General features: G+C 64.2%; 14 protein-coding genes and 1 pseudogene. 9 read left to right on the top strand and 6 right to left on the bottom strand.

Going from position 1 to position 19,224, the window contains the following annotated elements; translation table 11 throughout:
- The first annotated feature begins 2 nt into the window (after positions 1-2).
- From DUPY_RS20455 to DUPY_RS20435, 5 genes are read left to right on the top strand one after another with little or no spacing between them, the layout of a single operon-like run.
- A complete protein-coding gene (locus DUPY_RS20455; protein ID WP_070250609.1) occupies positions 3-665 on the top strand; it encodes an ABC transporter ATP-binding protein in 663 nt (220 codons plus the stop codon).
- A gap of 9 nt (positions 666-674) precedes the next feature.
- Positions 675-1,922 (top strand): ABC transporter permease, encoded by a 1,248-nt coding sequence (locus DUPY_RS20450; RefSeq protein ID WP_070250607.1) that lies wholly within the window; start codon positions 675-677, stop codon positions 1,920-1,922.
- The gene (locus tag DUPY_RS20445) at positions 1,919-3,121 is read left to right on the top strand and encodes an ABC transporter permease (protein WP_229255444.1); all 1,203 of its coding nucleotides are present in this window, start codon (positions 1,919-1,921) and stop codon (positions 3,119-3,121) included. The genes DUPY_RS20450 and DUPY_RS20445 overlap by 4 nt, the downstream gene beginning before the upstream one ends.
- Before the next feature lie 13 nt (positions 3,122-3,134).
- A complete protein-coding gene (locus tag DUPY_RS20440) occupies positions 3,135-4,577 on the top strand; it encodes a sigma-54-dependent transcriptional regulator (protein ID WP_070250605.1) in 1,443 nt (480 codons plus the stop codon).
- Positions 4,578-4,584: 7 nt separating this feature from the next.
- Positions 4,585-5,883 carry a sensor histidine kinase gene (locus tag DUPY_RS20435; RefSeq protein ID WP_070250604.1) on the top strand — a complete coding sequence of 433 codons (1,299 nt, stop codon included), beginning with the start codon at positions 4,585-4,587 and terminating at the stop codon, positions 5,881-5,883.
- Positions 5,884-5,954: 71 nt separating this feature from the next.
- Here DUPY_RS20435 and DUPY_RS20430 read toward each other — a convergent pair whose 3' ends face one another.
- Positions 5,955-7,580, bottom strand: a complete 1,626-nt coding sequence (locus tag DUPY_RS20430) for a methyl-accepting chemotaxis protein (RefSeq protein ID WP_070250602.1) — start codon at positions 7,578-7,580, stop codon at positions 5,955-5,957.
- Between the two features lie 254 nt (positions 7,581-7,834).
- On the opposite strand from DUPY_RS20430, the gene DUPY_RS20425 reads away from it, so the two are divergent.
- Both DUPY_RS20425 and DUPY_RS20420 read left to right on the top strand, forming a co-directional pair.
- Complete coding sequence (locus tag DUPY_RS20425) at positions 7,835-9,253, top strand: L-cystine transporter (protein WP_070250600.1); 1,419 nt, start codon at positions 7,835-7,837, stop codon at positions 9,251-9,253.
- A 74-nt stretch (positions 9,254-9,327) separates the two neighbouring features.
- Positions 9,328-9,789 (top strand): hypothetical protein, encoded by a 462-nt coding sequence (locus tag DUPY_RS20420; RefSeq protein ID WP_070250593.1) that lies wholly within the window; start codon positions 9,328-9,330, stop codon positions 9,787-9,789.
- A gap of 50 nt (positions 9,790-9,839) precedes the next feature.
- Here DUPY_RS20420 and DUPY_RS20415 read toward each other — a convergent pair whose 3' ends face one another.
- The 4 genes from DUPY_RS20415 to DUPY_RS20400 all read right to left on the bottom strand — a co-directional run bounded on the left by DUPY_RS20415 (position 9,840) and on the right by DUPY_RS20400 (position 16,562).
- On the bottom strand, positions 9,840-11,261 hold the full coding sequence (locus tag DUPY_RS20415; RefSeq protein WP_070250592.1) for an OmpP1/FadL family transporter: 1,422 nt from the start codon (positions 11,259-11,261) through the stop codon (positions 9,840-9,842).
- 237 nt (positions 11,262-11,498) lie between these two features.
- Positions 11,499-14,756, bottom strand: coding sequence for an efflux RND transporter permease subunit (locus DUPY_RS20410; RefSeq protein WP_070250591.1), 3,258 nt, complete (start codon positions 14,754-14,756; stop codon positions 11,499-11,501).
- Positions 14,757-14,762: 6 nt separating this feature from the next.
- Entirely contained in the window at positions 14,763-15,932 is a 1,170-nt protein-coding gene (locus DUPY_RS20405; RefSeq protein WP_070250589.1) for an efflux RND transporter periplasmic adaptor subunit, read from the bottom strand.
- Positions 15,933-16,142: 210 nt separating this feature from the next.
- Positions 16,143-16,562, bottom strand: a complete 420-nt coding sequence (locus tag DUPY_RS20400; protein WP_070250587.1) for a divergent PAP2 family protein — start codon at positions 16,560-16,562, stop codon at positions 16,143-16,145.
- A gap of 140 nt (positions 16,563-16,702) precedes the next feature.
- Between DUPY_RS20400 and DUPY_RS20395 the strand changes: the two genes are divergently transcribed.
- Together DUPY_RS20395 and DUPY_RS20390 are read left to right on the top strand one after the other, a co-directional pair.
- Positions 16,703-17,785: a DUF475 domain-containing protein gene (locus DUPY_RS20395; RefSeq protein WP_070250585.1), complete on the top strand. Its 1,083-nt coding sequence runs from the start codon at positions 16,703-16,705 to the stop codon at positions 17,783-17,785.
- A gap of 37 nt (positions 17,786-17,822) precedes the next feature.
- A complete protein-coding gene (locus tag DUPY_RS20390; protein WP_070250583.1) occupies positions 17,823-18,191 on the top strand; it encodes a DUF8785 domain-containing protein in 369 nt (122 codons plus the stop codon).
- A gap of 155 nt (positions 18,192-18,346) precedes the next feature.
- Here the strand turns inward: DUPY_RS20390 and DUPY_RS20385 are convergent.
- Positions 18,347-19,224, bottom strand: a pseudogene (locus tag DUPY_RS20385) (hypothetical protein); the annotation flags it as partial.

Genomic DNA, 19,224 nt, shown 5'->3' with positions numbered 1-19,224 from the left:
ATATGATACGCCTGCACCAAGTGAGCAAAACCTACCGCACCGACAAGGTGGAAACCCTGGCCCTGAAAGACATCGACCTGCATATCGCCAAGGCAGAGTTCGTCAGCATCATGGGCCCCAGCGGCTGCGGCAAAAGCACCCTGCTCAACCTGATCGGCCTGCTCGACGTACCGGGCAGCGGCACCATCGCGGTCGGCGGCCAACCGGTGGCGTCGTACCAGGACAAGCACGTGGCGCAGCTGCGCAACAGCACGTTCGGCTTCATCTTCCAGAGCTTTCACCTGATTAATGACTTGCGCGTGATCGACAACGTCGAACTGCCGCTGCTGTACCGCGACCTGCCCGCCAAGCGGCGCACCCGCATGGCGCGCGAGGCGCTGGAAAAAGTGGGCCTGGGCGCGCGCATGGACCATTACCCGAACCAGCTGTCGGGCGGCCAGCAGCAGCGGGTGGCGATCGCCCGCGCCATCGTCGGCCAGCCGCAGGTCTTGCTGGCCGACGAGCCAACCGGCAACCTCGACAGCCAGATGGGCCGCGAAGTGATGGACATCCTGCTGCAACTGCACCGCGAGGGCACCACCGTGGTGATGGTCACCCACAACGAACACGACGCCCGCCTGGCTTCGCGCATCGTGCGCGTGTTCGACGGCCAGCTGGTCGCGTAAGGGGGCGCCATGTTCAGGAATTACCTGCTGACGGCGTGGAAAGTGTTCATGCGCCGCAAACTGTTTACCGCGATTAACCTGCTGTGCATCGTGCTCACGCTGGTGGTGCTGATGGTGGTCACGGCGCTGCTGCAAAACACCTTCTTTCCCACCGGGGTGGAAGGCAAGAGCGGGCGCTTCGTGCAAATGATCTTGATGGAGTCGAGCCATTCCACCAAGGACAACCGCCGCAATGGCCTGTTCGGCTACAAGGTGATCGAGCAGTACCTCAAACCGCTGCAAGGCAAGGGCGGCGTGGAGGCGGTGTCGGCCACGCTGTTTCCACAGTCGGTCTCGGTGTACCAGGAAGGCCGCGTGAGCGAGGTGATGATGCGCCGCGTCGATGCCGAGTACTGGAAGATCCTCGATTTCAACTTGCTGGCAGGCCGCCTGCCCACGCAAGACGATGACGCCCAGGGCCGCATGGTGGCCGTGCTCAACGCGTCCACCGCGCGCCGGCTGTTTCCCGGACTGCCCTACCTGGACCAGAAGGTCAGCGTCGGCGGCCAGCTGTTTACCGTGATCGGCGTGGTCGAAGATGCGCTGCACCTGAATGCCTACGCCGATATCTGGACCCCGATCACCACCCTGCCCTCCACCGAATACAAGGGCGAAACATACGGCATGTTTACCGTGATGGTGCTGGGCCGCACGGCCGCCGACCTGCCCGCCATCAAGCAGCAACTGATCAGCGTGGCCCGCACCGTGCCGCCGGTCGATCCGAACAAGATGGATCGCAACCGTTTCTGGGGCGATACCAAGCTCGAGGTGTTTGCCCGCACGCTCACGTCCAGTCGTGCCGAGGATGCCGGCGTGGGCAAGCTGCTCACCGCCATCGTGGTGCTGATGCTGCTGTTCATGGCCCTGCCCGCGCTCAACCTGGTCAACCTCAACATGGGCCGCATCCTGGAGCGCAGCAGCGAGATCGGCGTGCGCAAGGCCTTTGGCGCCACCAGCGCCCACCTGGTGGCGCAGCTGGTGCTGGAAAACGTGCTGCTGTGCCTGGCGGGCGGCGTGATCGGCCTGGCGGCGGCCGCCGGCGTGCTGTGGTGGCTGGAAAACTCCGGCCTGATACCGTACCTGCGGGTACAACTCAACCTGGCGGTGTTCGGTTACGGCTTGCTGGTCACGCTGGTGTTCGGCGTGCTGTCGGGCGTGATCCCGGCCTGGAAAATGTCGCGCCTGGCGCCCGTACAAGCCCTGAAAGGAACCGCATGATGCTGCGCCAACTGTTGAAACTGATCTGGCGGCGCAAGTCGCGCAACCTGCTGCTGAGCCTGGAAATTTTGCTCGCCTTCGTGCTGGTGTTCGCGGTGGCGGCGTTTGCCGCGCGCTACGTCCAGCTGCAACAGCTGCCCACCGGCTTTTCATACCGCAACCAGTGGATGGTGCAGATCCGCACTGAAAAACCGCTGGTCAACGACGCTGCCGTCTACGACCAGGTGCAGCGCAACCTGCTGGCCCTGCCCGAGGTGGAGCAGGTGGCGTTTGCCGCCCTGCCCGTGTACCAAATGTCGCGCCGCTCTGGCACATACGAACGCGCCGACGGTACCGGACCGATCCGCCTCGACGTCCAGGACGCGAGTGACCAGTACGGTCCGACCATGGACATGCGCGTTGCCAGCGGGCGCTGGTTTTCCAGCGCCGACGACGGCGCCGACACCACGCCGGTCGTGATCAACCAGCTGGCGGCCGAGCGCCTGTTTCCCGGTGCGGTCAAAGCAGCCGTGGGCAAACTGTTTTCCGACCCCAGCGATGAGAACAATCCTACCCGCTACCGCGTGGTGGGCGTGGTTGACGCATTCCGCTCGCAGGGCGAGTTGATGGACCCGGTGCCGTTCATGCTGCCGCGTTTTCGACCCGGCGTGGGCAAGGAGGCGATGACGATCGTCATGCTCAAGCTGCGGCCCGGCACGCCGCGCGCGTTCGAGAGCGCGCTCAGCACCCGCATCAAGCAATTGCAGCCGCAATGGTCGCTGGTGATCACGCCGCTGACCGAAGCGCGCGCATCCATGCTGAGCCTGCAATTGGTGCCGCTCAAGATCGGCGCCGTGATTGCCGCCTTCCTGCTGGTGATGGTGGCGTTCGGGCTGTTCGGGGTGCTGTGGCAAAACACCATGCAGCGCACGCCGGAAATCGGCCTGCGCCGCGCGCTGGGCGCCGCGTCAGGCAGCATCTACCGCCAGATCATCGCCGAACAATTCCTGCTCAGCTCGGGCGCCATGCTGGTGGGCCTGCTGTTGCTGGTGCAGCTGCCGCTCACCGGCGTGATGAGCGAAACGCTGAACTGGCCGGTGTTCTGGGCGGCGGTGGCGCTATCGGCCGCTGTGATCTATCTGCTATCCTTGCTGTCTTCGCTGTACCCGGGCTGGCGCGCCGCGCAACTGAGTCCGGTGCAGGCGCTGCACCACGAATAAGGCTGTCGCATCCATGGAATCACCCCGCAAGCACTGCATCCTGATAGTCGATGACGACAGCGCGGTCCAGGTCTCGCTGGCGCTGCTGCTCAAGCAGGCCGGCTACGCCACCGTGTGCAGCGACGACCCGGCCCAGGCCCTGGCGGCACTGGCGCGCCAGCCCATCGACCTGGTGTTGCAGGACATGAATTTTTCGCTGCACACCAGCGGCGACGAAGGCTTGCAATTGCTGGCCGCGATCAAGCAGGCCCACCCCGCGCTGCCGGTGCTGCTGATGACGGCGTGGGGGTCGATCGGCCTGGCGGTGCGCGGCATGCAGGCCGGCGCCGCCAACTTTTTCACCAAGCCGTGGGACAACACGCAGCTGGCCGAGCTGGTACGGGCGACGCTCGATACGCTGACGCCGCCAGCCCCGCTGGCGACGTCAGCAGCACCGTCGCCTGCGGCGTCGCACACCGCTGAGCGCCGCGCGCTCGACGCCCGCTTCGATTTTACCGGCATCGTCGGCGAGCACCCGCGCCTGCTCCAGGTGCTGGCCACCATCGGCCAGGTGGCCGCCACCCGGGCGCCGGTGCTGATCCTCGGCGAGAGCGGCAGCGGCAAGGAGCTGGTGGCCGACGCCATCCACCGCAACAGCCCGCGCGCGCAGCAGGCCATCGTCAAGATCAACATGGGCGCGATTACGCCCACGCTGTTCGAGAGCGAAATGTTCGGCCACGTGCGCGGCGCGTTTACCGATGCGCGCACCGACCGCAAGGGCCACGTGGCCAGCGCCCACCAGGGCACGCTGTTCCTCGACGAGATCGGCGAACTCAATCGCTCCGACCAGGTAAAACTGCTGCGCGTGCTGCAAGACCAGACCTACCAGGCGGTGGGCGCCAGCCGCACCGAGCGCGCCGACATCCGCGTGGTGTCGGCCACCAACCGCGAGCTGGCCGAACTGGTGGCGGCCGGCGACTTCCGCGAAGACCTGTTCTATCGCCTCAACCTGATCACCATCCGCCTGCCGGCACTGCGCGAGCGGCGCAGCGACATTGCGCTGCTGGCGCGCCACATCCTCACCGACGTCGCCCGCAGTTACGGCCTGGGGCCGGCCACGCTGGCGCCGCAGGCGCTGGAATGGCTGACGGCCCAGCCGTGGCCCGGCAATATCCGCCAGCTCAAGCAGACGCTGGAACGCACCCTGCTCCTGGTTGGCAAGACCGAACTGAAACAGGCCGACTTCATCGCCGCCGGCCAGCATGAACACGGCGGCACCGCGTCGGCCAACCGCCGCCTGGGCGTGGACGGCATGACCCTCGAGCAGGTGGAGCGCCACATGATCGCCCACGCACTCGACCAGCACCAGGGCAATATCTCGCGCGTGGCCAAGGCGCTGGGGCTCAGTCGAACCGCACTGTACCGGCGCCTGGAGCGGCATGGCCTGGGCACGGCAGAGTTCGAAAATCAGTCATGAGGTGCGCATGACGTTGCGCCACAAGCTGTACGCGTACCTGGTGGCGATGCACGTGCTGGTCATCGTGGCCGTGGTGGTGCTGCTGCGCGAGACGCCGCAGACCATGCTGCTGCTGGAGGCGGCGCTGCTGGTGAGCCTGTTCCTGGGCTTGCGCCTGATCCGCCGCGCGCTCGAACCGCTTGGCTACACGCGTCACTTCCACGACCTGCTGCAGGACCAGCACTACGCGGCGCGGCTGCAAGGCAGCAGCGACGGCGAGCTGGGCGAACTGGTGGCGCTGTTCAACAGCATGCTCGAGCGGCTGTACCGCGAGCGCCTGCAACTGGGCGAGCAGCAGGGTTTCCTCGACCGGCTGCTGGAGGCCACCCCGAGCGCGGTAATCGTGTTCGATTTCGACGGCAACATCAGCCTGCTCAACGCCAGCGCCCAGGCGCTGCTGGACAACGGCGGCGCGCTGATGGACCAGCTCGACGCGGTGCCGCTGGGCGAGAGCCGCATGATCAGCGCCCTCGATGGCCGCCGCTACCGCTGCCAGCGCGGGCAATTCCACGATCGCGGCTTTCCGCGCCATTTTTTGCTGGTCGAGGAACTGACCGAGGAACTGGAAAGCTCGGAAAAATCCACCTACGACAAGCTGATCCGCGTACTGGCGCACGAGGTCAACAACACGGTGGCGGCCACCGGCTCGGTGCTCGATTCGCTGCTCTATTATCGCGGCCAGCTGGCCGACCGCGACGGCGAAGACTTCGGCACCGCGATCGCTGCCGTCAAGCAGCGCAACGTGCGCCTGGGCGAATTCATCGAACGATTTACCCGCGTGGTGAAAATGCCGGCGCCCGAGCTGCGGCCGTGCGCGCTGCGCGACATCATGGACGACATCCTGTACCTGTACCGCGAACCGTGCCGCAGCCGCGGCATCCAGATCGGCTGGGGCCGCTGCGACGACGCGCCATTGTTGCCGCTGGACCGGCAACTGCTGGAGCAGGCGCTGCTCAACGTGGTCAAGAATGCGATGGAAGCGGTGGAGCAGGCCCGCGGCGCCCGGCCATCGATCGCGCAGTGCATCGAATTCGTGCTGGTGTGCGACGACGGCGCGGTGCGGCTGTCGGTGTTCGATACCGGCAACCTGCTCGGCGGCGTGCCGGCCGAGCAGCTGTTTACGCCGTTCTTCACCACCAAGAAAGGTGGCCAGGGCATCGGCCTGCTATTCGTGCGCGAGGTGATGGGCCGCCATGGTTTTCAGTACCGGCTGGCCGCCACCGGCGACGGCCGCACCCAGTTCGAGATGATGGCGCAGGCAGTTTAACGGCACCGGGAGAACGATTCACGGGCCAGGCAAGGTAAATCCGGCATTCCCGCGCAGGCGGGAATCCAATGTCACTGCGCAGCCAGGCGCGCCACCGCCTTGCGCGGCGCCGCCAATTTCGCCGCCACCGGCGCAGTCGGCAAGCCATCGACGCGGAACACGCTGACGATCCGCTCCAGGTTGGCCGCCTGCTCCTGCAAGGCTTCCGCCGCTGCGGCAGCTTCTTCCACCAGGGCGGCATTTTGCTGGGTCACGGTATCCATCTCGGTGATGGCCTTGTTGATCTGCTCGATGCCGGCGCTCTGCTCGCTGCCGGCGCTGGAAATTTCCACCATGATGTCGTTGACGCGCTGCACGCTGGCCACCACGTCCTCCATGGTCTGGCCCGCCTGTGCCACCAGCTGGCTGCCCACTTCCACCTTCTCGACCGAATTGCCGATCAGCTCCTTGATCTCGCGCGCGGCGGAGGCCGAGCGCTGCGCCAGGTTGCGCACTTCGGTGGCAACCACCGCGAAGCCTCGGCCCTGCTCGCCGGCGCGCGCCGCTTCCACGGCTGCATTGAGCGCCAGGATATTGGTCTGGAACGCGATGCCGTCGATGACGGCAATGATGTCGACGATCTTGCGCGAGGACTCGTTGATGGCGCCCATGGTATCGACCACCTGCGCCACCACCGAGCCGCCCTGGCGCGCCACCGTGGTGGCGGTGTCGGCCAGCGCATTGGCCTGGCGGGCGTTGTCGGTATTCTGGCGCACCGCGCTGGTGAGCTCTTCCATCGACGAGGCGGTTTCCTCGAGCGCGCTGGCCTGCTGCTCGGTGCGCGACGACAGGTCCTGGTTGCCTGCGGCGATCTGGGTCGATGCAGTGGCGATGGTCTGGGTACCAGTGCGCACTTCGGTGACGATGGCCGACAGCGCATCGCGCATCATCTTCATCGCGTGCAGCATGCTGTGGTTGTCGTCGCGGCGCGTATCGACCACCACCGTCAGGTCGCCGGCGGCAATGCGGCCGGCGATATCGGCCGCATAACCGGGCTCGCCGCCGAGCTGGCGCAGCAGGTTGCGGGCGATCATCACTGCGGCCACCACGCCGATGGCGATCGCCAGCGCGCTCAGCGCCAGCATCATGGTGCGCGCCCGCGCGTGCGCGATGCCTGCAGCTTGCGCATCGGCCTGGTTGGTGGCGCGTTGCAGGGCGGCGTATTCATCCATGGCGTCCTGCCACTTCTGGGTCACCGGACCGGCCTGCTTCATCAGCAAGTCGGTGGCGGCCACGTCCTGGTGACTGCGGGCCAGCTCGAACACCTTGTTGTTCAGCTCGCGCGCCTGGTTTTGCAGGCCGGCGATGCGTTCACGGATGGCCATCCCGGCGGCCGTGGCCGGCATGGCCGCCAATTTGTCGCGCGCCTCGTTGTAGGCGTTGCGGGCGGCGGTGACCTTGTTCATTTCATTGACGATGGCGGCATCGTTCTCGAGCAGCACGACCGTGCGCGATACGCGCGCCACGATGTGCACCGACTCCGACATCTGCCCCACGAGGTCGCTCTTGACGGCGTTTTCATTGACCACACGGTCGAGCTTGGCATGGATCGTGCTCATGTTGAACACGCCCAGTGCCGAAATCGCCAACAACAACACCAGCACCAGGCCGAAACCCAAGCCCAGCTTGGTTCCAACCTTCATATGTTTGATTGCCATGCTCACTCTCCGAAATACCGATGAAAGATGATTCTAACTGGCAAGCGATTACTTCAATGCAATAAAATAAAAGGAGTTTTATGTGTCGTGGCGATTTGACCACGAAACCTTTATAAAGGAATATGCTGAGCATATAAGCAATTATTCGTTCCTTGAAACCTTTCCGTCTCGCGCAGCATGATCAACCCCTATAAAATGGCTGGACCTGCAGCGTATGGGCGGGCTTTATTTAATTGCAGTGAAAGAAGAACAATATGGCGATCAACGTGATACTGAACCTGGTGGCGGCTGCCGTGCTGCTGGGCGTGCTCTACATTCTGCAACGTCGCAACGCGTCCTTTTCGGTGCGCGTATTCACCGGCATGGGGCTCGGCGTGGCGCTGGGCGCGGTGCTGCAGGCCATCTACGGTGTGACCGCACCGGAACTGGCCACCACCAACGAGTACCTCGACATCGTCGGCTCCGGCTACATCAAGCTGCTGCAGATGATCATCATGCCGCTCATTATGGTGTCGATCGTCTCGGCCATCCTCAAGCTCAAGGGCATCGATTCGCTGGGCAAGATCAGCGCGCTGACCATCGGCACGCTGATGCTCACCACGCTGGTGGCGGCCGTGATCGGCATCCTGATGGCCAAGGCGTTCAGCCTGACTGCCGTGGGCCTGACCGCCTCGGCCGCCGACGTCGCGCGCGGCGTGTACCTGGAAGGCAAAGTCGGCACGGCGCAGGCGATTTCGCTGCCCAATATGCTGCTGTCGTTCCTTCCGGCCAACCCGTTTCTGGACCTGACCGGCGCGCGCAAGACCTCCACCATCGCGGTGGTGATCTTTGCCGTCTTCATCGGCGTGGCGGCGACCGGCATCCATGACAAGAAGCCCGAGCTGTTCAGCTCGTTCGACCATTTCGTCAAGGTTGCCCACGCGATCGTGATGCGCATCGTCACGCTGGTGCTGCGCCTGACGCCGTACGGCGTGTTCGCGCTGATGGCGGGCATGGTATCCACCTCGAGCCCGACCGACATCCTGCACCTGATCGACTTCGTGCTGGCCTCGTACAGTGCCTTGCTGCTAATGTTCATGGTGCATTTGCTGATCGTCACCGGCGCCGGCCTGAACCCGCTGCGCTTCGTGAAGAAAATCCTGCCGGTGCTGACCTTTGCGTTTACTTCGCGCAGCAGCGCCGGTTCGATTCCGATGAGCGTGGCCACCCAGACTCAGCGCCTGGGCACGTCCGAGGGTATCGCCAACTTTGCCGCCTCGATCGGCGCCACCATTGGCCAGAACGGCTGCGCCGGCATCTACCCGGCCATGCTGGCGATCATGATCGCGCCGACTGTCGGTATCGATCCGTTCACGTTCAACTTCATCGCGCCGCTGCTGGCCATTATCACCATCGGTTCGGTGGGCGTGGCCGGCGTCGGTGGCGGTGCCACCTTTGCGGCGCTGATCGTGCTGTCGTCGATGAACTTGCCAGTGGCGCTGGCGGGCCTGCTGATCTCGATCGAGCCGCTGATCGACATGGGCCGCACCGCGCTCAACGTCAGCGGCTCGATCACGGCCGGCACGCTGACCAGCCGGGTGATGGGCGAGACCGATATGGCCGTCTTCAACAGCGATGCCGACCTGTCGATCGACAGCGACAGCAGTGACAAGGACAACAGCAAGCGCGCCTGATCGAAAAAACAGGGAACGCGCCCGCGTGGCGCTGGTCTAAATTTTCCTCTTGCTTTTTTTGAAAGGAAAAAATCATGACTTCCCTGCATACCTTGGGCAAAATTGCGCTCGGCGTGGCACTGGGCGCAGCCTTCCTCGCCGGCTGCGATCGCCGCCCGGCCGACCAGCCAGCCAGCCCCTCGGCTTCGCCCGAATCGGCCACTCCCACCCCCTCCTCCCCCGGCAGCACCACGCCTGGCGCCACCGGCTCGGGCAGTGGCGGCACCGGCACTGGCGGCACAGGCACAGGCAGTTCCGGCACCACGCCGGGTAGCGGCAGCAGTAGCGGCTCGGGCACCAGCGGCGCCGATACCAGCGGCTCGGGCAATGCCGGTTCGGGCTCGGGCACTTCCGGCACCGGTAGCGGCGCGGCCGGCGGCGGTACCAGCAGCGGATCCGGGTCCGGGTCCGGAGCAGCGGGTACCAGCAGCGGCGGCAGCGGCAGCGGTACCACGGGCTCAGGCACTTCTGGCACACCTCCCACCAGCGGCCAATAACGCCAAAAGGGCCCCGCAGGGCCCTCTGGTGCTACACCGTCGGGAACGGCTTAGAACTTGTAGTTGTACGACAGGCCCAGCAACGAGATGTGGGTCTGCGCTACGCCACGGGTGGTTTCGCCGTTGCCGGTGCAAGTACGCGACAAGGTGTTGCACAGGTTGGTGTAGTTCAGCGGCGCATCCTTGAAGTCGAGGTAGCTGTACGCCATGTCGATCGACGAACGGTCGTTCAGCTTCCACTTGGCACCGAACGAGTACTGGATGCGGTCGCTGTCCGGCAGTGCCGGGTGGCGCAGCTCGGCGCTGACCACCGGCGATTCGTCGTGGGCGATACCGGCGCGCAGGGTCAGGCTGTCGCTGTAAGCGTAGCTGGTACCGAGCGACAGGCGCATGGTGTTCTTCCATTGCTGGCGGATCACTTCGGCGCCTTCCGGCGTGCCCGGGAATTCGATCAGCAGGTCGCCCAGGCGATTGTGGCGCGACCAGGTGATATCAGCCATGCCGGCCCATTTCGAATCGAACTGGTGGAAGATATTGCCGGAAATGGTTTCCGGCGTGCGCAGCTTGACCAGCGCGGCCGAATTGACACGGTGCGACGCGGTCTTGAGCGCGGCGTTGACGACCGGATCGGTGGTCGAGTTCGAGAAGTCCCACACCGTGCTGCCCTTCATCTTGTGGGCAATCGACGAACGGTACGACAGGCCGAAGCGGGTGCTTTCATCGACCGTGAACATGTAGCCGAGGTTGAAGCCGTAGCCCCAGTCCTTGACGCTGTTCGAGCCATGGCCGTCACCGGCGTTGGCCAGCAAGGCCGGGTTGCCGCCGGCGGCAACGATGCCTGCCAGCAGTGCCTGGCGCTGCGCCGCGTTGGCAGGCGATTGCAGTTGGCCGATGGTGCCGCGCACGTCGACGCCCTGGCCCAGTTCGGCCTTCATGAATTCGGCCGAGATGCCGAAGCCGAATGCATGGCGTTCGTTGACCTTGAACGACAGCGACGGGTTCAGGGTGACCGACTTGAGCATTACGTCGGTCAGCGCGTAGCGGCCGGCCCAGGTATCGCCGTAGTCGAGCTTGGAGCCGTACGGCACGAACAGGCCGATACCGGCGGTCCACTGGTCGTTGATTTTCGTGCTGGCGTAGATCGACGGCGCGGTTTTTACCGACGGCACGTAATCGGACGGGTTGCCGCCGCCGGTCGGGCTGCCCCCGAAGCGGGTCGAGCCGGTGTCGTTGTAGGTCGAATGCGGCACCACGAAGGTGGCGCCGGCGCTGATTTGCGTGCCTTCCAGGCGCGACAGGCCGGCCGGATTGTAGAAGATGGTCGACGGGTCGTTGGCTTCGGCGCCGCTGGCGTCGGCCGTGCCTTGCGCCGACACGCTCTGCGAACCGAAGCGATAGCCAGAAGCGTGGGCGTTGAACGAAAGCGCGCCGACGGCGGCGGCAATGACCAGGGGAAGAATCTTACGTTGCATGGTGTCGTCTCTTTTTTGTAGGGTTGTCATGTTCCGGCGCCGTGTCAACCGGACTGGGCGACAAGGTGCTGGAAGGCCAGCAGCTTACCTGATGGAAGTCTGCGCACGAAAGTCAAGTTACTAGAGGAAAGCCCCTAATTTTCCGCTTGAAACCGAGCGCTTGCTCTGCACTGAAGATAAACAAAAGGGACCATCGGTCCCTTTTGAAACAAGCACTTATCCGATGCCGGCCTGGATTTACGCCACTTTCTTGTCGAGATCGACGTGGTCAGCGGGCGGTCCCTTGCGGGTGCCATCGATCAAGAAGCGCACCGCCAGCATCACGATGCGGTAGACGAAGCGCACCAGGATCAGGAACAGCAAGATCTCGATGGCAGTGATGATCACCGCCAGTGGCAGGCCGAAGTTGCCGGCCCGCGCGCCCCAGTACGCCATGCGGCGTTGGAACTTGCTGGCCAGGTTTTCCCGCTTGATCTCGATGCTGTCGTAGAAGGTCGGCACCATCAGCAAGGTCAGCACGGTCGAAGTGATGGTGCCGCCGATGATGGCCACCGCCATCGGACGGTAGAACTCGCCGCCCTCGCCCAGCGCCAGCGCCACCGGCAACATGCCCGCAATCAGCGCGAACGTGGTCATCAGGATCGGCCGCAGGCGCATGCGGCCGGCGTACATCAGCGCTTCTTCACGGCTGTGGCCTTCTTCCTCGCGGGTGCGGGCCGCTTCCAGCAGCAGGATGGCGTTCTTGGCCACCAGTCCCATCAGCATGATCACGCCGATCAGGCTCATCAGGTTGAGGGTGCCGCCGGTAATCAGGAGGCCCAGCACCACGCCGATCAAGGACAGCGGCAGCGACAACATCACGCCGATCGGCGCCATGAAGGAACCGAACTGCATCACCAGGATCAAATACATCAGGCCCACGCCGGACAGCAGCGCAATGCCCATGGCGCCGAACACTTCCTGCATGTCCTTGCCGGCGCCACCCAGCGACAGGCCGTAGCCGGGCGGGAAGTCGATCGACTCGGCCAGCGCCTTGGCGGCATTGGTCACTTCGCCGTCCGAGCGGCCCTGGGCGTTGGCGGTGACGGTGATCACGCGCTTGCCGTCCTTGTGCTTGATGGTCGACGGGCCCTTGCCCATGGTGACGGCGGCGATCTGGTCGAGCGGCACCATCTGGTTGGTACCCACCACGGAAATCGGCAGGCGCTCGATGTTTTCCGCGCTGGCGCGGTCTTCCGGCGCCAGGCGTACCGCCACGTCGCGCGATTCACCGGTCGGATCCACCCAGTCGCCCACTTCGATGCCGGCAAAGGCTACCCGCAGCGCTTGCGCGGCGTCGCCGGCGGCGATGCCCATCGAGTTGGCCAGGCCACGGTTGAGCACGATTTGCAGCTCGTCCTTCGGATCCTGCTCGGACAGCGTGACGTCCACTGCGCCCGGCACCTTGCGCAGGCGCTCCATGTAATCGGTGGTAATTTCCATCAGCTTGCGCGAATCGGCGCCGGTGAACTGGATCTGCACCGGCTTGCCGCCGCCGTTGGCCAGGTCGTCCTGCACCGTGTATTCGGCGCCGACCAGGCCGGCCAGCTTGGCGCGCAGCTCCTTGGCCACCTCGGCCGAGGAACGGTTGCGTTCATGCTTCTTGCCCAGGTCCACGTAAATCTTGCCGCCAGCCACATTCACGTAAGCATTGGTCTGCTTGACTTCCTTGATGGTGAAGGCGATGTCGGCAGCGTTCTGCAGTTTCAGGCGTGCATACTCGAGGCTGGACGACGACGGCGTGCGCACATCGACCGCGATGGTGCCGAAGTCGGAGGCCGGCAGGAAGCTCGAACCACCCTTGAAGTGCTGCAGGGCCAGGGCGCCGACAAACGAGGCCACGGCGATCAGGCCCATGGCGGTACGGTGGCGCAGCGCCCAGGCGATCACGCGTCCATAACGGTCGGCCTGGTGGTCGAACCAGATATTGAAGCGTTCCAGCACGCGGCTGATGCCGGTGCGCGGCTTGGTATGGTGGTCCGGCGGGTCGCCCCAGAAGGCCGACAGCATCGGGTCGAGCGTAAACGAGATCAGCAGCGATACGGCCACCGAGCAGGTCACCGTCAGCGCGAACGGCCGAAACCACTCGCCGGTAATGCCGGGCATGAAGGCAACCGGGATGAACACGGCCATGATCGAGAACGTGGTGGCAGCGACCGCCATGCCGATTTCCGCCGTGCCCTTGAGCGCAGCCGTGCGACGGTCCGCGCCCATCTGCATGTGGCGCACGATGTTTTCACGCACCACGATGGCGTCATCGATCAGCACGCCGATCGCCAGCGACAGTCCCAGCAAGGTCATGAAGTTGAGCGTGAAACCGCACAGCCACACGCCGATAAACGCGGCCAGCACCGAGGTGGGCAGCGACAGCGCCGTGATCAGGGTGGAGCGCCACGAATTGAGGAACGCGTACACCACGAAAATGGTCAGTCCGGCGCCGAACACCAGCGCCTCGATCACGTTGTTCAGGCTCGATTCGGCGTCTTCGCCGCCGTCCTGGGTAATTTCCAGTGCGGTGCCCGTGGGCAGTTCCTTGTTGATTTCGGCGGTGAGCTTGCGCACCGCGTGCGCCACCGAGACGGTGGACGCATCGCGCGAACGCGAAATCGAGATGCCGACGTTGGGTTTGCCCGAGCGCACGCTGAGCGAGCTCATTTCGGCAAAGCCGTCTTCGATGGTGGCCACCTGCGACAGGCGCACCAGGTCGTCGCCATTACGCTTGATCACCACCTGCTGGAAGTCTTCGGGACGCTCGATGCGCCCCACCAGGCGGATGCTCTTTTCGTCGAGCTCGCCGCGCACCTTGCCGACCGGCGCATTGGTGTTCTGGTTGCGCAGCGCGTTGACCACGTCGCCGACCGACACATTGTATTCGCGCAGCTTTTCAGCCTTGAGCAGCACGGAGAGCTCGCGCTTGAGCGAACCGTCGATATTTACCGACGACACGCCGTCGATGCCGCGGAAGCGGTCGGCCAGCTTGTCTTCGGCCAGGCGCGAAATGGCCGAATGGGTTTGCGCGGTCGATGACAGCGCCAGCTGCATCACCGGCTGGGCCGACGTGTCGATCCGTTGCAGGATCGGTTCGCGCATCTCGATCGGCAGCTTGTAGCGCACCGAGGCGATGGCGTTGCGGATCTCGTCCGACGCCTCGATCAGGTTCTTGCTGAAACCAAACTTGACCTGGATGCGCGCCGTGCCTTCCGACGCGGTCGAGTTGGTTTCGGTCACGCCGGTAATCGACTGGAACGATTTTTCCAGGCGGTTGATGATCTCGCGCTCGACCGTCTCGGGCGAGGCGCCCGGGTACGGAATGCTGACGATGATGAACGGGATTTCCACGTCCGGGTTCTGGTTGACCCGCAATTTGCTCAGGGCCATCAGGCCCAGGCACATCATGGCCACGATCAGCACGATCGTGGCGACCGGCTTCTTGACACTGAAATTCGATAAGAACATGGCTGTTTATTCCTTCTTGTCTGCCACGGTGGCAGCTGGCGCCGAAGCGACGGCCTGGGCCGGTTTGACCACTTTCGGGGCAATGAACGCCACCTTCAGGCCATCCTTGAAGTTCGAGCCGGGCACGCGCATGATGGTGTCGCCGGCAGCCAGGCCCGACAGCACCTGCCAGTTGCCGGTGCGCTCGTCGCGGGTGCCGATGCCCAGCATCGCCTTGCTCATCACGCCGTTTTTTACGCGCCACACATAATTGATGTCGCCAGCCTGCACCAGCGACGACTGCGGCACCGTCAGCGCGGCACTAGTTTGCGATTCGACCCGCCCTTCCGCGTACAGGCCGGCCACGCGCGGCTGCGATGGCCCGGCAAACGACACCAGCACCTCCACTTGGCGGGTGACCGCATTGGCGGCCGGATCGACGCGCTTGACGGTGCCGGCAAAATTCTGGCCCGGGTAGCCGTTGACGCGGAACAGCACCGGCTGGCCCACCTTGACCACGCCGATCTTGTCGGCCGACACCGTGCCTTCGAAGCGCATGCTGGCCGGATCGATCACCTTGACCAGTTCCTTGCCCACCTGGGCGGTGTCGCCGCTGGAGACCTTGCGTTCGCTGACGATGCCGTCGAACGGCGCGCGCACCACGGTGCGGCCCAGTTGCTGGCGCGCGGTCACCAGGCGCGACTTGGCGGCAGCCAGCTCGCTCTGGGCGGTGTTGCGGCGCAGCTCCATGTCTTCGAGCGCCTGCGACGACACCATGCCCGACGAGCGCAAGGTGGTCTGGCGCTCGAGCATGCGCTGGGTCTGGTCCAGCGATTGCTGCGACGCGCGCGCAGCCTCCTCGGCCGAATTGACGTTGTCGCGGATCGAGGTTTCATCGAGGCGCAGGATCACGTCACCTTTTTTGACCGGTTCGCCATTTTCCTTGAGCACTTGCAGCACGATGGCGCTCACTTCGGCGCGCAGGTCGGCGCGGCGCTCGGGCTGGATCGAACCGGTGATGACCGGGCCGGACGCCAGTCCGGTCGATTGCACCACCAGCGTGTCTTCGCTTGCAACTTGCAAAGTAATATTGGCGGCCTTGGCGGCCGCTTCCTTTTTCTTGGCCTCCTCGTCTGATTTGTTACACCCCGCCAAGGCTGTAGCGACGGCGATAGCGAGCAGGGTTTTGCGCAACATAGTGAATCTCCGGATGATGGACAAGCAGTAATTAGATTTAATTAGAATTTTAGCCAGACTACAGCGCGCAGAGTATCCACGAGTGACCGAAAGTGGTCAATGCGCCTGCGACAAACGGCAGAATCTGTGGCTGAATTGCGAAATCGGGGGATGAACGGTAGTTCGGGGAGATAGCCGGAGGAAACCGGCTATCGGTGGCGCAACTGCGAATCAGCGGCCGAAGAAGTGGTTGATGAAGTGGGCGATGGCGATGCCGGTGCACAGGCCGCCGGCAATTTCCACCAAGGTGTGGCCCATGCGCTCGCGCAGCCACTGGTGGCCGTCATCCTTGCCGGCGAGCCGGTTGATGGCCGCCGCCTGCTTGCCCACGTGCTGGCGCAGGCTGTTGGCGTCGATGATGACGATGAAACACAGCGTGACCGCCACGCCGAAAGCCGGGTGGCCGATGCCCTCGCGCAGCGCGATCAGGGTGGCCATGCTGGAGACCACCGCGCTATGGTTGCTGGGGAAACCGCCGTTACCGACCAGGTTGAACGCCCATTTTCGCGCCTTGGCGCTGTTGATCAGGAACTTGATCGGGCCAACGGTGATCCATGTAATAAGTGGTGTGACGAGATATGCGATGTCCATCCGATAATCCTTGAGTTTTTTGTGGCGCAAATTTTGTGGCGCAATTATCGCAGAACCGCGCACGGCGGCCCAGCGATGATGCCTAACCATCTACAACTGGGCTAAAATTGCTTCATCCTTAAACTTCCAAGAAGAACAATATGCGGCACTTTGGTGTTTCCTTTGCAGTCACCTTCATCCTCATGGGCCTGGCCGGCTGGTGGGGTTTCAATCACGGCGGCAGCGCCGGCATGCTCTCGGCGCTGTGGATTTGCGCCGTGCTGGGCGTGATGGAAGTCTCGCTGTCGTTCGATAACGCGGTGGTCAACGCGTCCGTCCTGCGCCACTGGAACGAGTTCTGGCGCAAGCTGTTCCTCACGGTCGGCATCCTGGTGGCCGTGTTCGGCATGCGGCTGGTGTTTCCGCTGCTGATCGTCTCGGTCGCCACCGGCCTGGGCCTGTTCGATGTCTGGACCATGGCCACCACCACGCCCGACGAATACTCGCGCCACCTGACCGAGGCCCACGCGCAAGTTGCCGCTTTCGGCGGCGCCTTCCTGCTGCTGGTGTTCCTCAACTTCCTGTTCGACGAGGACAAGGAACATCACTGGCTGGGCTGGATCGAGGAAAAACTCGGTTCGATCGGCAGTGGCGGCCTGGCCGTGCTGCTCACCCTGTCGGCCGTGTTCGGCTGCATGACGATGGTGCCCGAGAAAGACAAGCTGAGCGTGCTGACTGCCGGCGTGGTCGGCGTGGTGGTGTACCTGGCGGTGTCGTGGCTGTCCGACCTGCTTGAGCAGGATCCACCGGCAGATGTCGAGGATGGTGACACCACCGAGTCCGGTGTTGGCAGCAAGAGTGGCGCAGGCGCCGTGGTTGCTACCGTTGCGCGCGGCAGTATCGGCGGTTTTTTGTACCTGGAAGTACTGGACGCCTCGTTCAGTTTCGACGGCGTAATCGGCGCCTTTGCCATCACCAAGGACGTGGTCATCATCATGCTGGGCCTGGCCATCGGCGCCATGTTCGTGCGTTCGCTGACCGTGTTTTTGGTGCACAAGGGCACGTTGGACGAATACGTGTACCTGGAGCACGGCGCCCACTACGCGATCGGCATCCTGGCGCTGATCATGCTCACCAGCGTGAAATACCATATTCCCGAGTGGTTTACCGGTTTGTCGGGCGTGGCGTTCATCCTGATCTCGCTGTGGTCCTCAATCCGTTATAAACGGCGGCACGCTGCGTGATAAGATTCCCGATCTTGCATAACTTGACTGCCCATCCATGAAATCTAAACGCGTGTTGCTGTACTTTATCGGCCTGGTGGTTGTCGCCATGCTGGCTTTTGCCGCCTATACCTGGACCATGCTCAACGTGTCCTACTCGGACGGCGAACGGGCCGGCTACCTGCAAAAGTTCTCGCGCGTGGGGTGGTTCTGCAAGACTTGGGAAGGTGAAATTCTGCTGACGTCGATGCCGGGTGCGATCCCCGAGAAGTTCTTCTTCAGCACGCGTGAAGAGGCGGTGGCCAAGGAGCTGTCGGCGGCGATCGGCAAGCGCGTGGTGCTCGGTTACGCGCAGCATCGCGGCGTGCCGACCCAGTGTTTTGGCGAGAGTGAGTATTTTGTGACCAAGGTGACGGTACAGCAGTAAGCGGTTGCTCTGCTCGACCGGTCCATGGATCCCCGCCTGCGCGGGGATGACGGCATCACGTTTGCCGGCTCACGGACATCCTTGCGTTCACTGACCTGAAATCCGTCCTCCCCGCGAACGCGGGGATCCATAGAACGCCAGCTGAGCGGCAACGTTTACCGCGACCGCCACACCGGCTGCACCATCCGCGCCTCTTTCCGGGCGCGGGCAGCATCCAGCGTTTCCACTACCCCACCTTCGGTCACGGTCAATTTGGCCAGCACCTTCTGCGCGGCGCCATAGCGCCGCGTTTCCAGTTCCACCATCTGCTGTTTGGCTGCCGTCATGGCGGCCGTGGTGTCGGCTACCTTGCGCTGCATCTCGGCGTGGGCCTTGGCCGCTTGCAGCAAGGCCTGCTGCGCCGCGAGCTTTTCCGCCACGGCCGCCAGCGCGGCCAGTTCCTGCTGCTCGCGCTCGCGCACGACAGCGAGTTGATTCTCCTCGGCATCGGCACGCTGGCGCGCAGCTTCAGCCACGCCCTGCTCCGCTTCCAGGCGGCCAGCAATCGCTTGCGCGGCCTTCGCTTCCGCTGCCGTGGTGAGACGCTGCTGCGTAAGTTTCTGGTTGATCAGCGCCAGCGATGCGCGCTCCGCCGCCACGAAGTCCTGCTCCGCTGCCAGCAAGGCCTGGGCGGCGGCCGCTTTTTCCTGTTCCACCCGGGCGCGCTCGGCGTGCGCCACGCCCAGTTCCACGGCCAGGTGCGCCTGCGCTTCCAGCGCGCGGGCAGCTACTGCTTTCTGGTCGGCTTCCAGCGCCACTTGCGCGGCCATCTGGCGTGCGGCTTGCGCTTCGGCCTCCGCAGCTGCCGCCAGCCGCTGTTCGGCGGCCTGCTGTTCCTGCAATGCGGCGGCCTGCTGCTGTTCGGCGGTCGTGCGCTCGCGCGCGGCTTCCTGCGCGCCCTGCTCGGCTTCCAGCCTGGCGCGCAAGGCGGTCAGCGCCTGCTGCTCGTCGGCGGCGCGTTGTTGTTCGGCTTGCAACGCGGCCTGGGCCTGGG

Source organism: Duganella phyllosphaerae (genome assembly GCF_001758785.1).
Lineage (GTDB): Bacteria > Pseudomonadota > Gammaproteobacteria > Burkholderiales > Burkholderiaceae_D > Rugamonas > Rugamonas phyllosphaerae.
Note: the sequence above shows the minus strand (reverse complement) of the source record. Positions and strands in the feature narration are given on the sequence as shown.

Bases quoted from the DNA above. Each gene is read 5' to 3' on its own strand.
- DUPY_RS20455 (WP_070250609.1), top strand. From the start codon at position 3: ATGATACGCCTGCACCAAGTGAGCAAAACCTACCGCACCGACAAGGTG.
- DUPY_RS20450 (WP_070250607.1), top strand. From the start codon at position 675: ATGTTCAGGAATTACCTGCTGACGGCGTGGAAAGTGTTCATGCGCCGC.
- DUPY_RS20445 (WP_229255444.1), top strand. From the start codon at position 1,919: ATGATGCTGCGCCAACTGTTGAAACTGATCTGGCGGCGCAAGTCGCGC.
- DUPY_RS20440 (WP_070250605.1), top strand. From the start codon at position 3,135: ATGGAATCACCCCGCAAGCACTGCATCCTGATAGTCGATGACGACAGC.
- DUPY_RS20435 (WP_070250604.1), top strand. From the start codon at position 4,585: ATGACGTTGCGCCACAAGCTGTACGCGTACCTGGTGGCGATGCACGTG.
- DUPY_RS20430 (WP_070250602.1), bottom strand. From the start codon at position 7,580: ATGGCAATCAAACATATGAAGGTTGGAACCAAGCTGGGCTTGGGTTTC.
- DUPY_RS20425 (WP_070250600.1), top strand. From the start codon at position 7,835: ATGGCGATCAACGTGATACTGAACCTGGTGGCGGCTGCCGTGCTGCTG.
- DUPY_RS20420 (WP_070250593.1), top strand. From the start codon at position 9,328: ATGACTTCCCTGCATACCTTGGGCAAAATTGCGCTCGGCGTGGCACTG.
- DUPY_RS20415 (WP_070250592.1), bottom strand. From the start codon at position 11,261: ATGCAACGTAAGATTCTTCCCCTGGTCATTGCCGCCGCCGTCGGCGCG.
- DUPY_RS20410 (WP_070250591.1), bottom strand. From the start codon at position 14,756: ATGTTCTTATCGAATTTCAGTGTCAAGAAGCCGGTCGCCACGATCGTG.
- DUPY_RS20405 (WP_070250589.1), bottom strand. From the start codon at position 15,932: ATGTTGCGCAAAACCCTGCTCGCTATCGCCGTCGCTACAGCCTTGGCG.
- DUPY_RS20400 (WP_070250587.1), bottom strand. From the start codon at position 16,562: ATGGACATCGCATATCTCGTCACACCACTTATTACATGGATCACCGTT.
- DUPY_RS20395 (WP_070250585.1), top strand. From the start codon at position 16,703: ATGCGGCACTTTGGTGTTTCCTTTGCAGTCACCTTCATCCTCATGGGC.
- DUPY_RS20390 (WP_070250583.1), top strand. From the start codon at position 17,823: ATGAAATCTAAACGCGTGTTGCTGTACTTTATCGGCCTGGTGGTTGTC.